A 15,669-nucleotide genomic window follows, 5' to 3' on the forward strand; every position below is an offset into this window, starting at 1 on the left:
AATAATAATGAAAATGAGGAGACTATATGGATATTATCGGAAAAGGGGTAACTCGAAAAGATGCCTGGGAAAAGGTGACAGGGCAGGCGATTTACACAGGAGACCGCGAAGAAGTAAAAATTCTCCATGTTAAAAAGGTAATTAGTCCTTATGCACATGCCCTTATTAAAAATATTAATCTAACCAAAGCTGAAAAAGTTCCAGGCGTTCGTGCAATCATAACAGGTGGGAATTTACCACTAACAGGAGAAGAAATCAGGGATCGGTATCCCATAGCTCTAGATAAAGTCCGCTATCATGGAGAAGTAGTAGCACTTGTTGTTGCTGATACAATGAAACAAGCAAAGATTGCAGCTGACAATATTCAAGTTATCTATGAACCTTTAGCCGTTGTCAATTCACCAATGGAAGCCTTAAATCCCAATTCCCCTCTACTCCACCCAGATTTAGATACCTATAAAAAAATATCCGAGGTATTTCCCGAGCCAGGCACAAATATAGCAAATCGAACCAAAATCAGAAAAGGCGACAGAAAAACAGGTTGGCAAGAGAGCGAAATCATTATTGAGGAAAAATTTTCTTTTTCCCCCTCCGACCATGCAGCCATGGAAACAAGATGTTCTTTAGCGGAAATTCACTCAGATGATAAGATCATTATCACTTCTTCTTCTCAAGCTCCCTTCATGATCAAGCGTTTGATAAGTGATTACTTTGATGTTGAAATTGGAAACGTCATAGTAAACACTCCACTTGTTGGAGGGGCATTCGGTGGTAAAGCCTCGGTCCAACTTGAACTATTAGCTTATATCGCGTCAAAGGCCGTTAATGGCAGGCTAGTAAAAGTGGAAAATAGTCGTGAAGAGGATATTTTGACATCACCTTGTCATATTGGATTAGATGCTACCATTAAATTAGGTTGTACACAATCTGGTTTGCTAAAGGTCGCAGAGCTGACGTATTTATGGGACGGGGGAGCATATGCCGACAAAGCTACAGATCTAAGCCGTGCTGGAGCTGTAGATTGCATCGGACCTTACAATATAGAAAATATTTGGTGTGACTCTCTCTGTATGTATACAAATCATCCATATGCCTCGCCTTATCGAGGTTTCGCCCATTCAGAAGTTCTGTTTGCTTTTGAGCGGACTATGGATTCTCTTTCAAAAAAGCTTGGAATGGATCCACTTGAACTTCGTGAAATGAATGCGATACTCCCAGGGCACTCCACCCCAACACAAGTTAAATTGAATTCGAGCACGGTAGGTAATCTTCCTAAATGCATACAGGTGCTTAAGAAAAAAATGAATTGGGAAGAGGGCCAGTTAGTTAAAATAAACGACAAGATAATAAGGGCAAAAGGGATCGCTTGTATATGGAAAACTTCAACGATCGATACCAACGCTGGATCTGGTGTCATTTTAACCTTTAACCCTGATGGCAGTGTAAACCTTATTTCAGGAGTAGTAGAAATCGGTACTGGAACGAAAACGATATTAACACAGATTGTATCAGATAAATTAAAGGTCTCAATTGATCGTGTAAACGTTCAGATGAAAGTAAATACACAAAATACTCCAGAACATTGGAAAACGGTAGCAAGCCGTGGAACATTAATGGCAGGAAGGGCTGCAATTCAAGCTGTGGAAGATGCTCTTTTACAAATAAAGAAACTTGCTTCTTGTGTATTACGAGCTCCTATTGAAGACATCGTCCTTGGCCAGGAAAGGGTCTTTATGAAAGGGGAACCGAATATAGAAATTCCTTTCAAACGGCTAGTGTATGGGTATACATATCCTGACGGAAGCACGATTGGAGGACAAATCATCGGTAGAGGGCAATATACCATTCCACATATAACAAATTTAGATCCCAATACAGGTGCAGGCAGACCAGGTCCTGAATGGACTGTTGGCGCACAAGGGGTAGAAGTGGAGTATGACATAAATGAATATACTTACAAGATAGTAAGGGCAATATCTGTCATTGATGCAGGAAAGGTTCTGAATCAAAAAACTGCAGAAGGACAAATAATGGGTGCAATGAGCATGGGGATAGCATTTGGTGGGCGTGAAACATTCTATTTCGATCACCTTGGCAGAGTATTAAACCCTCAACTCAGAACCTATAGACCGTTAAGATATGGAGAAAACCCTGAATATATCTGTGAATTTGTAGAAACACCACACTTAGATGCCCCATATGGCGCAAGGGGCCTTGGAGAACATGGGCTTCTTGGTATGCCAGCTGCTTTAGGTAACAGTTTATCTTTGGCTGCTGGGATTCCTTTGAACCAGTTGCCATTACTTCCTGAACTCATTTGGAGGGGGAAGAGAGGGAGAAGAGCGTAATGTTACCTTATAATTTTGATTATTATAAACCTCAATCGATAAAAGAGGCGATTGAACTTTATCAACTATTAAAAATACAAGAAAAAAAACCTATGTATTATGGTGGAGGGACTGAAGTTTTAACATTAGGACGTTTAAATTTTGTATACACCGATGCGATTATTGATTTAAAAGGTATTCCCGAATGCAATGCATTCGGGTTTCAACACCAAGAACTGATCATTGGCTCAACATTGAGTTTACGCGCTATCGAAGAAAATAGGCTATTTCCGCTATTAGCGGATACTTCAAAAGAAGTTGCTGATTATACATCAAGAAATAAAATCACTATAGGTGGAAACATATGTGGTCAAATTTTTTATAGAGAGTCAGTTCTTCCATTTTTATTATCAGATAGTACTGTCATTATTGCAGGTCCAAAAGGAACAAGGAAAGAATTTATTAATGAAGTTTTCCATAAAGAGCTACGACTTGACGAAGGGGAATTTCTCGTGCAAATTGTAACAGAAAAAGATTATCTGAAAGCTAAACACATTAGTGTAAAGAAGAGGCAGCAATGGAAAACGGGATATCCGCTTTTAACAGTTGCCTCATTAAAAAAAGAAGGATTTATTCGATTTGCATTCAGCGGGGTATGCCCATATCCTTTTCGGTCAATTCAAATGGAAAACAAACTAAATGATAAGAGTTTATCATTTAAAGATCGAATTTTAACCTCTTTTGAGTTTTTACCAACTCCTGTTTTAAACGATATAGAAGGATCCAATGAATATAGATTATTTGTTTTAGAAAATACCCTTTCATACATATTGTCATATATAGGTGGTGAGGAACATGAATAGCCATTCGGCAGATCGAAAAATTACCATTCAATTAGAAATAAATAAAGAACGGTATGAGAGGGATATATTGGCATCAGATATATTGCTAGATGTTCTCCGAGATAAAATTGGACTTACAGGAGCTAAACCTGGATGTTTAAATGGAGATTGCGGCGCTTGTACGATTATAATGAATAAACAGCCAATGAAATCCTGTTTAATGTTAGCTATTGAAGCAATTGATTCAGAAATCCTTACAATAGAGGGCCTCAAGAATACCCCGATTCAGAGAGCATTTGTGGAACATTTTGCTTTTCAATGTGGATATTGTACATCAGGATTTATAATGATTTGCCAGGCTTTACTCCTTAATGACAGGAACCCAAGTCCTGAAAAAATTGAAACATGGCTTTCTTCGAATATTTGTCGATGTACCGGATATAAAGAAATTGAAAAAGCAATATATTCAGTAATAGAACTTTTAAATACAAAAAATCAAACAAATCAGTGACGTTTGCCCGTTTATATGAATAAAATGCCTACATGGGGAGTGGTGATATTGATTGAAACCTGTGTAGTTAATTCAGAAAAAAAAGTAATTCACTCCTTTCAGCGTAATCTCGAAATTACAACAGCCATCCTATTATTAACTGGACAAATCACAATCATTGGCGTTTTTGTAAGAGCAGGCAGATTTGGTCTCTCATTAGGTGGGCCTCTTTTTGGGGGCCATCGTTTAGAAGGGAAGGACCACTCGCAAGTGGGAAATCTTTTTATCGATATATTGGACATCATTATAGCTATATTATTAATCAATGATGCCATACATGTGACTGGAATATTTATTTCGTCAGGTGATTTCTCACTTAATGTTTCCGGTCCTATTTTTGGTTATCCTGAAGTTGTTCCGGCATTGCCAATTGAAGATTATAATTTTTTTAATACGATTGTAAAGAAGCACTATAACGTACCACCAGAATTATTAACTACATTAAAAGGGAATGAATAAAATGTCATTAACAGATATACCTACAATTAAAAGTTCGAGAAACAATGCCTTTCTAATTGCCATTCCCATTATCATCTTCATATTTTTCTTCACTCAGCAAAAGTCCACAGATGTCATTACCTAAAACCTAGAAAAGATTGGGTTAGAAACTTTGAATCATTTACGGATGTAAATGAACTAGATGAAACACCCGTAATGATTGGATCATGCATTAAAGAGCGGAAGTACAATTTAAGTGGATTGATCAATTAACTTTGATACCTTTAGGGTAATAAAGGTTTTAATCATTTAAGAGGTGAGGCTTTTTGTCGCTTTACCTTTTTTTGTTGTGCTGTTTGATGTTATATAGGGTAGAGATGGAAGCGAATAAATTTCGGACAAAGAAGGAGTCCAAATCCACATCTTTGATAAATCCATTTTTGAATAAACTTTGGATAAAAGTCTAAAAACACAAGCATTAAATAGCAAACTAACATAGAAATGAGAGAGGGAATTTGATAGTAATTCCATTTAAACTCTCTATATAGTTATTTTATTCATAGTCTATTCTAAAGAAACCCCCATTCTAGGCAGGAACTATGACCTGGCTTAATGCTAATAAGGTTTCAAAATACTTTAATCAGGAGGTAGATAAAAGTGGAAAAGAAAAAAATGATAATAAATGGAAAGATGGTATCTTATATCGAGAAAGGCAATGTTAATGATCCCCCAGTTCTTTTATTGCACGGGGTACCTGAGTCCAGCCTTTTGTGGAAGGAAATGATTCCATGCATTGTGTCTTATGGATTTAGAACCATTGCACCGGATCTCCCTGGATTCGGCCAAAGTGAACAGTTTGATGAATCCTCAACATGGGAAAGATATGAACAGTTTGTATCGGATTTTACAAGGGAACTGAAACTAGAGAAATTACACCTTATTGTACATGACTGGGGCGGACTTATTGGACTGAAATGGGCATGTGATCATCCAGAGAGAATACTAAGTCTCTTTGTTTCAAATACAACCATATCAGTAGATTATAAGTGGCACTCACTTGCTCAGATTTGGAGAACACCAAATGCCGGAGAGAAAATAATGAAGCGCATGTCAGATGATCCCCAAGCTCAAACTGAATTGAAGCAAACGATTCCGAACATAGTTGACGAAATTCTGGAAGACTTCTTTCGTGTCTTTAGAACACCCGAATCTTGTAAAGTCATCTTGGATCTATACCGTTCAGGAAATATAGAAAAGGTAAAATCGTACAATCAAAAACTAAATCAGATCAAAATACCTGTCACAATAATTTGGGGAGAGATGGATCCTTATATACCTTTTGAATTTGCCTACAAGCTCCAGAAAGAAGGTTTCCCACATGCACAGGTTCACATTATTCAAAATGCCGGGCATTTTATCCAAATCGAAGTGCCTGATAAAGTGAATTCTTATATCCAACAGCATTTTAAAAACGTGTAAACCTTTTATAAGATATATAGAAGTGGAGAAGCGGATGAAACGTCAGCATTCCCCTTTTCGAACATAATGTTAACAAAACTTTATTGATAATCTTATTGTATTATTAAAAAGAGTACCTATAAAATAGAGAAACAGAAAGCCCTAAAGCAGTGAGTCTTTGGACAAAACGCTGCAAGTAGTTGAGTATGACCACTGCTAATATGTTGAGAGATTATAATATAAAAAGGCTTTGTTCATTATCAGGAGCTGATTTGCAGCTCTTTTTCTTTTGCAACTATGGGGTAAGAATAGTTAAAAGCAAAGATTATTACACATAAATTATATAATTTGAGGAGAGTACGGATGAAAACTGATAACTTTGATTATATCGAACTTTGGAAACAGGCAATGGCAGATCATACAGGGAAGATACCTAACAGGCTAAAAGATGATGCAGCAGAAGAAGCTTTTTGGTCTTCCAAGGTGGCAGAGAAAAAACAACATAAAGCGGATCCTTATGCAAAACATGTGCAGCAAGAGTTATTGGCATTATTAAAACAGGATGATCATGTTTTGGAAATCGGCCCTGGATGGGGCAATTATACATTCGATATTGCAAAAGAAGTCAAGAAGTTAACTTGTATAGATAGCTCCAAAAGCATTATCAGTTTTTTGGAATCCCAGGCGAACGAAAAAGGTTTCGAAAACATGGAATTGATTCATGATAAGTGGGAAAGTGATACGAAAAGGGACAGATATGATGTAGTATTTGGTTTTAATTGTTATTACCGTATGACAGAAATCGGTCAAACCTTATTAAAAATGAATGAGTCTGCAGCCCGGTTAGTGATAGTAGGTATGACAACCGGACCAGAAAAACCTCATTATATGGAATTGAAGCAACGAGGATACACGATCAATTTAAGAAAGCGGGATTACATACACATCTTGAATGTTTTGTATCAACTTGGAATACTGGCGGACTGTAAGATCGTTAAATTGAAAAGTAAAAAAATCTATTCCACCTATGAAGAAATGATTCGCGATAATACAACAAAAATTCTCGATGAACATTTTTCCTATGATGAAGTAAAAACGATTCTAAATAAATATGTGGTGGAAAAAGAAGGAGTTTTCGAATACGAATATCCGTTTCATGCAGCTTTGATGTATTGGAATCCGAGGTGAAATTAACTATTCCAGTACCATTTTCCCTGAATTCATTATCTTCTTTTTAATGTCCTTTAGGAAAAAGGTATTTTTTCTGAAGGATATTCGCAAAATAATAGTAACAAGGCTACAAAACAATGATGGGAAAATGGAGTGTGAATGATACATGAAAGAAATATCCGAAAAGAGATTTTGTGAAACCTGTAAAAAAGAGACAGTACATACAGTAACTGAAGATGCATTAGAAATAGAATATTCCTGTAATGAGTGCGGTCAGCACCAAGCCATTTTCAAGACATTTTTTTAGAAAACATTCGAAACAATTCGAATGGAATTCGCAATCGGAATTTTGCTGCAAGGGAAGAGGTTTGACTAAAGTCGTCCTTTAGTATGTCTTTCTTTGGTATTTTGACATAACCAACCCTAATGGAATGACTCCCCGAATAAAGGAATGCCAGTAGGATCTTTCAACGCCGCGCAGATATTCCCACTCCCCAGTTGAATTAGTAAATCTCAATGAGCGGAAGGGGTCTTGAAGATTGCAAAAAAGGAATCGTATTGGACAAAGGAGGGAAGGATTTAAGCTTCTTATACTGTTCATACTTTAGAAGTTTTCCGCTTTACAAGGGCAAAAGAATTGATCATGACCGCCAACTATTTTCTCAATGATGGGATAATCCAATTAAAAAGACAGCACTTTGGTTGTGAGTGTTGTCTTTTTGGTTTGAAAAGAAAGTGTTTGAATTCTATTATTCTTGGCTTTTACTTTCTCCGTTGACGAGACCATCAAGACTGAGTCTTACGCCATGTGGTGGAGCAATTATGAAATCAATTTAAAAATACAGCGGTAAAACTTTCTTATTTCTATTTCAACGGAATTCAATATGTGATATATTGCATATTAAATATTGGTATTTCAAGGAGGTAAAGCCGTTGGTGCATTCAAATTCATCACAAAAAATAAAACGTACTTCTGTACGTGAAGAAGCATACATGATATTGCGGGATTGGATTGTACAGGGAATCCTAACACCAGGCGAACAATTACGTGACAAAGAATTAGCTGAACAATTGGGAGTAAGCAGAACCCCCATTAGAGAAGCACTTTTAAGGCTTGAGGATGAGGGTTTTGTAGAGACCAAGCCTAGCCGTTCAACAATTGTTTCCCCTATTCAATTCGAAGGGGTATTAAACATATATTCCATTGTTTGGACACTGGAAAAGTTGGCTATGGAACAGGCTTTTGATTTCATTGAAGAAAAACACTTAATTGAGATGGAAGCCATCAATCATGAAGTGAAAAAAGCAATCGACGAGGGAAATCAAATAGTGGCCGTTCAGAAAGATGATGACTTTCACTCCATTTACATCAACCTTTCTACAAATGATGAATTAAAGCGGATTCTAACAGGACTCAAACAAAAACTTATACGAATAGAACTGTTTTATTTCAATCAGGTTAGTGATGTTCACCTTTCCGTTGATGAGCATGATCAGATCATACAGGCATTAAAGAATGGAAATCTCACTATGGTGCTTAAGGTGATAGAAAAGAATTGGAAAGAAAGTTACTTTAGAATTCAAGCCCATACGGAACGTGTAAAAAGTGGGGAAGAAAAAAATGAGTAATGATACTTTAGTAGCTATATCACCTTCAAGAAATAAAGGGATTGCACTAGTACTGACTGGCGCTGCGTTATGGGGAGTATCAGGAACGGCTGCTCAATATCTATTTCAGCAGCAAGGTTTCAGTCCTGAGTGGATCACTGTTGTACGCTTGTTGCTTTCTGGAATCATCTTATTGGGGGTCGCTTATAAGAACGAAAGACTGAAAGTTTTTGAGATTTGGAAAACTAAAAAAGATGCGCTTCAAATTATTCTTTTTGCAATTTTGGGAATGCTCGCTGTTCAATACACATATTTTGCAGCAATTGAACATGGCAACGCAGCCACTGCTACAGTCCTTCAATACTTGGCACCGGCCCTGATTACTTGTTATTTAGCCATTCATTCCAGACGTTTTCCAAGCATTACTGTGAGTGTAGCTGTGATCATAGCGATTTTAGGCACTTTTTTGCTTGTGACAGGAGGAAGCATACGTACACTTTCCATTTCCGGGTGGGCAGTATTTTGGGGAATAACATCAGCCTTTGCATTAGCATTCTATACATTGCAGCCTTCTAAACTCCTTTCAAGATGGGGTTCAATGATTGTTGTGGGATGGGGCATGTTGATTGGGGGCATATGCTTTAGCATGATTCATCCTCCATGGGCATTCGAAGGCAATTGGACGTTACCTTCATTTTCAGCGGTATTATTCATCATCATTTTCGGTACGATCATTGCTTTTTATTTTTATTTGGAAAGTACAAAATTCATCTCTGCTTCAGAGGTAAGTTTATTAGCTTCAGTTGAGCCATTATCCGCAACCTTAATATCCGTTTTCTGGCTGAATGTAACATTCGGTTTTGCCGAGTGGCTCGGCACACTCTGCATTATAAGCACCATTACGATTTTATCATTCGTAAAAAACAAGTAATGTCAGTTGTAAACCGGGCAAAATAATGGAATCTCTGCTGTAGAATATAAAGCGTTATAGACTTTAAATTATAAACTACCATGAAGCTCGAAAATACATTAAAAAAAGCAATTACACTACATGTGAATTGCTTTTTTTCTATTTTACGAGTTTTACGCATGCATTTAATCATTCAAAAATACATTGATTTTTAGAAAATGCTTTTCTAGCCTGAGCAATTTTTACATATTACGGCTGTTGTCGAGATGGTCTTACAATAAACTCACTTACGGTAACGTTTTCGCAATACAATCTCAAAAGCATCGTATAATTCTTCTATGAAATGTAATTGAGAAGAGTTTATCTTATATCTATATAATGTTGCAAGACCTTTGACGGGAAGAATTTGAGGGGCAGGGGGCGTAAGGAAACAATAATGGCAGGGGGCATTGTTAAATTCCGTTGTGCTTGCTTTAAACAGTTATACATTGCTTTACCGCCAACTGAATTGGCAGAGTGAATAGTGATGCGGTTAGCAAAAAGTTTTTCTTTGACCATCTTTTGAACAAGCATAAAACCATTCCTAGTTTTATTTAATAAATCATGGTCCAAAGAGAGGTGTTCAATATCAAAGTTTTGCAATAGCTCTATACATTCGTCAATAGTCTCGACTAACACATAGACATCGGGAGCTTTCCGATAGTCATCCAGAAAAACGCTGATTTTCTCCATTTTTTATACACCTTCCCTTATAGAAGTGTGATTAATAGAAGTCAAAAAACCCCAAGAAAATATAGTTTTATATATTAAGTCTATCACAAAAATGTAAGAAGGGGACATTTTCGACGTTAAAGGCTAATATACGACAGCCTATTTTTATAAATATTCTTTATACTTATCGTTGTGCTTCTTCAGCCGCTCCCTTATGAAACTCAGTTGCATAGTTTTTTTAACTAACGTATTGTCTTCGGACAGTTTAGTAACTTCCTCTAAATATTCCTTGTGAAATATGAGACAAAACATTCGCTTAAAAGTTAATAATTGTAATAATTAGGGTAAAAGGTAATATCTTAACTAAAAGGAGAAGTGATATGTTACATCCAGAAGAGATTTTCCTTGTACTAAGGGACAAAACGCTGCTGTTGGAGTTAAAGGAACAAATAAATGACTATCATATTTTCCACTTATCAATGATTGATGATCAGCTTTCATTGATTGATAATGCTTTAAAAGAATGTAACGTTGATTCCTGCTCTATATCAAAAGGGTAAAACCAACATTTACTGTCTTATATAAAGGGAATCAATTTTTTAACTATAAATAACCAGCTGAAAAATGAAGATTTAAAAAATTTGCTTTATATGCATTTGAAATTAGTGACAAATGATTTATCTGCAAGCTTAGCAAAAAATTGGAACGGAAGAATCGCTTCAATTGACGAAGGGGTCACACATATAATCTTAATGGCGGATACTATCTCTGCGGGAGTTATAAAGCAGTTTCCGGATAAGTTTAAAAAATAATCTTAAGAATCTCCAGCATTCTGTTGGAGATTCTTTCATTTTGAGAGGCAATTGATTAGGTTTATATACTGGTTCAATCAAAAGCCGCGCGCTGGTTGCGTAACTTCATTATTATTACACTAAATTGCCCGGTTACACTCATCGTCACCTTACAGAATTCTCTTATCTTAATCAATGGTGGGTTAGCCATGACGAATTCGGAGGATATTTTCAGCCCGTGGACGTTTTGATCAGTAAATATACATTGCGCCTAAATCCGATATAGTAATTGTAAAACTATCGTCTCATCTGCAGCGTGCAAAGGAAACAAATGCTTTTCAAACGATAATAAAGTATATCCTAACGTAATAAAACCATAGAAGTTAGTAGTGATGGCTTTTAAGATTATCGAATGTTTTCCGCTAAATACTGTGGTGGACACAACTGAAGAAAGGTGAATTTTTACTTTTGGAATTATTACGTAACTGAGCCTGATGGTTATGGTGGATTTTTCTCTTAAGTTGATATGCATGGGACAGTATTCTATGCATATCAACTTAACAATATTTATTAGTTGGATTGTAAAAGATGACTAGCGTTTAGAAAGTAAAATAATCATATTCAATTTAGGAACTGTCAGTGAAATTTTTCCGATAATCTGTTTTTAGTGGAAGGGAGTAGACGGAAAACAAATAATAAAGTAGAGACTTTAAAGGATCTTGTTTTATTAAAAAATTTTATATAGTTTACATAATATATATTATAGGAAGTTGTATTTTTATTGTTAATTTTATCTCATATCTTAAGAATACTTAACTTAGTGAGACGGAATGGAGATTTTTATATTTATCTGCACAATTATTTATTATAATCTTTTTATCTAATTACTCATTGTTAACTAATACTTTAAGTTAATCTTGTTACGTTTAGTTAGAAAAAAATGATTGATCTTCAATTTTATATTGGGATTAAATATTGCCAGCGAATTTTGCATGGATTTAAGCTGCTTTCACAATGAGTTAAGTCCCATAAATGTCAATTAAATTTCAGATTTTTATTCTCAATCGTAATTTATCTGTTAATGGCTAACATTTTTCGTTTTTGGCTATTTTGTTTGTTTACGATTAATCACTTAATGGTTTTAGTTCACTTATTATTTACTATACTTAGTCATTTGACTCTAAGGATCTCAAATCATTTTGTTGTATTAATTGTAATCCATATTATATTTTTCCTTCATGTGAAAAACCGGTTTCAGCATTTCTCGATACAAAGAATTCGGATAAATCTTCAGTTGTTGAGTATGAAGATTTAGACATGTTAAATAAACGATTCCCCCCTTCTATTAATAAAAATAACGCCGCTCTGCTGAGGCCCATCTAATCTTTTTATTCATGTTGCTCATTTGAAATTCTTATAGTTATCAAAACATTACGCTTAACTGACCTGATTTACCAACTTTGTTATTCTGATATATATAATATATGGTAATATGAGAAAAATCACGGGTTAACACTTCTAAAAAGTTATATTAATATATTTTAAATGATAACTCTAAGGGTTTTTATCTTGAAATTTCCGCTTTTTCTTCCTGAAAGTGATTATAGGGTCCTCTATTTAGAAAATAATCTCTCTTTAAACTTTTAACTGCCTATATCATGAATAACCTTTAATAAATGATGAACCATCCTCCCTGTTTTTAAACTTATTTTTAAGTAAAGGTTACGATTTTTAGGAACTGCTTTCATAATTGCAACAGCATGCAGTGAATCAATAGGAAGTTGCCAAAGACTATAAAGTAAACCTTCAAATTGAATTTGTTATAAAATACTTCCTACCTTCAGCAATCAGTTCTTTGGTATAATGGGTGCAATTCATTTATATGTAAATCGTAAAAGTCGATTTTTACATATAAATGAATTAAAAAGTTTCAGAAATCAAGGCAGACTATAAATTAATGCGAGATGACAACATCTTTTTTTAAAACGGAATAATAATGTTATGTAACCTCTAATCACGAAATGTTGATTACCTATTTCTTTGGTTCTTTTACAAAAGTCTTTATTAAGAAGTTTGGGAAAGTTGGTTAGCAAGTTTTGGTTAGCAAGTTATTGATGAGTTATGTACCTTTTTTTCTTATTTGAAGGGGCATTTCGCGTTAGAGTTTCATTAAACGAGTTTTTCCTTCAACCTTATGTCTAATGGAAGGCTCCCCCAATAATTCTGAAACGACTTGTATTACTTTTTCTGATGTTGGAAGGTAAATATCTTCTAGCGGTGGAGAAAAAGGTACAGGTGTATGTGGTGCCGTAATCCTCTTGATTGGCCCATCGAGCGTGTCAAATCCCTTATCCGCCACCAGTGCGGCAATATCCGTTGCGACACTGCATCTTGGGTTCGCTTCATCGATCACGATCAAACGATTTGTTTTTGCCACAGAATTGAGAATCGATTCCTCATCCAGTGGTGACAAGCTCCGCGGGTCGACAATCTCGACTTCAATGCCTTTTGAAATAAGTTTTTCAGCGGCCTCCATCGCGGTGTGAACTTGTTTACCGATGGCAACGATCGTCAAATCCGAGCCTTTCCTTTTAATTTCAGCTTTGCCGATTGGGATTGTATAGTAGCCTTCCGGAACCTCTCCGACCATGTTGTATAGCGTTTTATCTTCAAAAAAGATGACAGGATCATTATCTTCTATGGCTGAAAGTAAGAGCCCTTTTGCGTCATAGGGGGATGAGGGAACAACGACCTTCAATCCAGGAATGCTAGTGAACAAGGCATAAAGGCTTTGTGAATGTTGTGCTGCAGCCCTGAACCCTGCACCATGCATCGTACGGATTGTCACGGGAACCTGTGCTTTTCCTCCAAACATATAGCGGAACTTCGCACCTTGATTCATTACTTCATCCAAACAGCTGCCAATGAAATCGTTGAACATTAGCTCGGCAATCGGTCGTAAGCCTGTCGAAGCGGCTGCCATGGCCGCACCCATATAACCGGCTTCTGCAATGGGCGTATCAAGGATTCTATCGCGGCCAAACTCTTGAACCAATCCTTTTGTGACACCTAAAACACCACCCCATGCTTCGTCATCCTGCAAATGATCAACCTCTGCGCCTCCGGCTACATCTTCTCCCATAAGGATGACATTTTCATCTTTTCTCATTGCCATGGCCATTGCTTCATTTATTGCTTGTGACATGCTGATTTTTCTACTCATTTCAATTCCTCCTTTTATCATTTAATAGGATACATAAACATCTTTTAATAAATCGGAAGCCTCTGGATATGGGCTATCTTCACTGAACTTGACTGCTTGTTTAATTGATTCCTCAACGGCAATCTCAAGAGAAATCAGTTCTTTTTCCGCCAGCAGATTCTGTTTGAGTAAGTAATTCCTAAACAGGGAAATCGCATCTTTGTCTTGTTTATGCTCCTTTTTGTCTTGTTCTTTTTTATATTTCTGTGCATCTCCCTCGAAGTGTCCATAATTACGATAAGTAACGCATTCGATCAATGATGGACCTTCTCCCCTGCGAGCCCTCTGAACGGCTTCTTCGGCAGCCTTATACACAGCCAATACATCTTTCCCATCCACTCGGACACCCGGGATATTGTAGCTAATCGCCCGATCGGCTATCGTTTTACAGCTTGAAGCATAATTGAATGGCGTGGCCTCCCCATACCCATTATTTTCTGCGATGAATATTACGGGTAGCTTCCAAATTGCCGCCAGATTTATACCTTCATGGAATGTCCCATGATTATTGGCACCATCACCAAAAAAACAAACACTAACATGATCGGTCTTTTTATATTTCGCAGTTAATGCTGCACCGCATGCGAGGGGAAAGCCTCCACCAACTATCCCGTTTGCACCTAACATCCCCTTATCCAAATCGGCAATATGCATGGAACCGCCTTTTCCCTTGCAAAGCCCTGTCACTTTCCCATAGATTTCAGCCATCATCCCGTTAAGGTCACATTCTTTTGCAATGCAGTGGCCATGCCCCCTGTGAGTGCTTGTAATGCTGTCCTTTTCAGAAAGGTGAGCACATACTCCTACAGCTACCGCTTCTTCCCCAGCATACAAATGGACAAAACCTGGTAAAATACCTTTTGCAAAAGATTCATGAACTTGGTCTTCGAATTTCCTGATCTCCAGCATTTTTTTGTACATCCAATAAGCCTTGTCCTGTGATAACTTTATTTCATTCGATTGAACCATTTCCATTTTTCAGCCCCCAATCATTAATAATGAGTCAATCTTATATATTGCAAATGCCGTGCCAAGATGGGAGGTCGGTAAATTAGGATTTTATCTATTTTCAGTCGAAACAAAACGAGACAAAATGAGATTGTTGTCTCGTTTTGTCTCGTTTTGTTAAAATATACTATCCAATTCACTAATCACTGAAGTGAAAAGATGGTATGAATTCCGGAAGCAGCGTGTTTAAGATTCATTTAGGGCGTCAGTACTTACTATTATGGATATTTGTTAAGTAAGGGAGAAATAGAAAACTTAACAGGAATTCGACCTCCGGTCGTATTAGAGTCTACTAGACATTGTCATACACCAGTTGTTCAGCATTTCGAGGAAAGAGATTATGTACTAATTATCATTAACCAACTTGTCTTATATCGAGAAAAGAGCTCATCTCTACGAAAAGTAAAGACAGATGTGATTGATGCTTACCATCTCTACGAGCTGTATAATAAAGTAGATTTGGAGCCAATACCTAGAAGTGACTTTGTTTTTTCTCCAATGCTATTGCAATACAGAGCAAACTTTTGAGGAAAATGATTTCATAATTGAGCCTAAGGCGTAGGTTTATTTAAGGAACCGAAAATTTCCTTTGCC

13 protein-coding genes and 1 pseudogene are annotated in these 15,669 nt (G+C 36.5%); 11 read left to right on the top strand and 3 right to left on the bottom strand.

The window, feature by feature from the left end; genetic code table 11:
- The first annotated feature begins 26 nt into the window (after nt 1–26).
- The 8 genes from J7J00_RS16865 to J7J00_RS16900 all read left to right on the top strand — a co-directional run bounded on the left by J7J00_RS16865 (nt 27) and on the right by J7J00_RS16900 (nt 9,324).
- Complete coding sequence (locus tag J7J00_RS16865; RefSeq protein ID WP_214792464.1) at nt 27–2,348, top strand: xanthine dehydrogenase family protein molybdopterin-binding subunit; 2,322 nt, start codon at nt 27–29, stop codon at nt 2,346–2,348.
- On the top strand, nt 2,348–3,190 hold the full coding sequence (locus J7J00_RS16870) for an FAD binding domain-containing protein (protein ID WP_214792467.1): 843 nt from the start codon (nt 2,348–2,350) through the stop codon (nt 3,188–3,190). Before J7J00_RS16865 ends, J7J00_RS16870 begins: the two co-directional genes overlap by 1 nt.
- Entirely contained in the window at nt 3,183–3,680 is a 498-nt protein-coding gene (locus tag J7J00_RS16875; RefSeq protein WP_214792470.1) for a (2Fe-2S)-binding protein, read from the top strand. Before J7J00_RS16870 ends, J7J00_RS16875 begins: the two co-directional genes overlap by 8 nt.
- A 42-nt stretch (nt 3,681–3,722) precedes the next feature.
- Nucleotides 3,723–4,178: a hypothetical protein gene (locus tag J7J00_RS16880; protein WP_396020569.1), complete on the top strand. Its 456-nt coding sequence runs from the start codon at nt 3,723–3,725 to the stop codon at nt 4,176–4,178.
- A 636-nt stretch (nt 4,179–4,814) separates the two neighbouring features.
- Nucleotides 4,815–5,636: an alpha/beta fold hydrolase gene (locus J7J00_RS16885; RefSeq protein ID WP_214792472.1), complete on the top strand. Its 822-nt coding sequence runs from the start codon at nt 4,815–4,817 to the stop codon at nt 5,634–5,636.
- 342 nt (nt 5,637–5,978) lie between these two features.
- Nucleotides 5,979–6,803, top strand: coding sequence for a class I SAM-dependent methyltransferase (locus tag J7J00_RS16890; protein ID WP_214792475.1), 825 nt, complete (start codon nt 5,979–5,981; stop codon nt 6,801–6,803).
- A 918-nt stretch (nt 6,804–7,721) separates the two neighbouring features.
- Complete coding sequence (locus tag J7J00_RS16895; protein WP_309487191.1) at nt 7,722–8,414, top strand: GntR family transcriptional regulator; 693 nt, start codon at nt 7,722–7,724, stop codon at nt 8,412–8,414.
- Nucleotides 8,407–9,324: a DMT family transporter gene (locus tag J7J00_RS16900; protein ID WP_214792481.1), complete on the top strand. Its 918-nt coding sequence runs from the start codon at nt 8,407–8,409 to the stop codon at nt 9,322–9,324. The genes J7J00_RS16895 and J7J00_RS16900 overlap by 8 nt, the downstream gene beginning before the upstream one ends.
- Before the next feature lie 339 nt (nt 9,325–9,663).
- On the opposite strand, the gene J7J00_RS16905 is transcribed toward J7J00_RS16900, so the two are convergent.
- Nucleotides 9,664–10,035 carry a cyclic-phosphate processing receiver domain-containing protein gene (locus J7J00_RS16905; RefSeq protein WP_214792484.1) on the bottom strand — a complete coding sequence of 124 codons (372 nt, stop codon included), beginning with the start codon at nt 10,033–10,035 and terminating at the stop codon, nt 9,664–9,666.
- A gap of 359 nt (nt 10,036–10,394) precedes the next feature.
- On the opposite strand from J7J00_RS16905, the gene J7J00_RS16910 reads away from it, so the two are divergent.
- Together J7J00_RS16910 and J7J00_RS16915 are read left to right on the top strand one after the other, a co-directional pair.
- Nucleotides 10,395–10,574 carry a hypothetical protein gene (locus J7J00_RS16910; protein ID WP_214792487.1) on the top strand — a complete coding sequence of 60 codons (180 nt, stop codon included), beginning with the start codon at nt 10,395–10,397 and terminating at the stop codon, nt 10,572–10,574.
- Nucleotides 10,575–10,670: 96 nt separating this feature from the next.
- A complete protein-coding gene (locus J7J00_RS16915; RefSeq protein ID WP_286201419.1) occupies nt 10,671–10,826 on the top strand; it encodes a hypothetical protein in 156 nt (51 codons plus the stop codon).
- 2,137 nt (nt 10,827–12,963) lie between these two features.
- On the opposite strand, the gene J7J00_RS16920 is transcribed toward J7J00_RS16915, so the two are convergent.
- Nucleotides 12,964–14,028 carry an alpha-ketoacid dehydrogenase subunit beta gene (locus tag J7J00_RS16920; RefSeq protein ID WP_214792490.1) on the bottom strand — a complete coding sequence of 355 codons (1,065 nt, stop codon included), beginning with the start codon at nt 14,026–14,028 and terminating at the stop codon, nt 12,964–12,966.
- A 21-nt stretch (nt 14,029–14,049) separates the two neighbouring features.
- Nucleotides 14,050–15,042, bottom strand: a complete 993-nt coding sequence (locus J7J00_RS16925; protein WP_214792493.1) for a thiamine pyrophosphate-dependent dehydrogenase E1 component subunit alpha — start codon at nt 15,040–15,042, stop codon at nt 14,050–14,052.
- A 279-nt stretch (nt 15,043–15,321) separates the two neighbouring features.
- On the opposite strand from J7J00_RS16925, the pseudogene J7J00_RS16930 reads away from it, so the two are divergent.
- Nucleotides 15,322–15,552, top strand: a pseudogene (locus J7J00_RS16930) (IS110 family transposase); the annotation flags it as partial.
- Between the last annotated feature and the right edge of the window lie 117 nt (nt 15,553–15,669).

It is taken from the genome of Bacillus sp. ISL-4 (genome assembly GCF_018613275.1).
Lineage (GTDB): Bacteria > Bacillota > Bacilli > Bacillales > DSM-1321 > Peribacillus > Peribacillus simplex_E.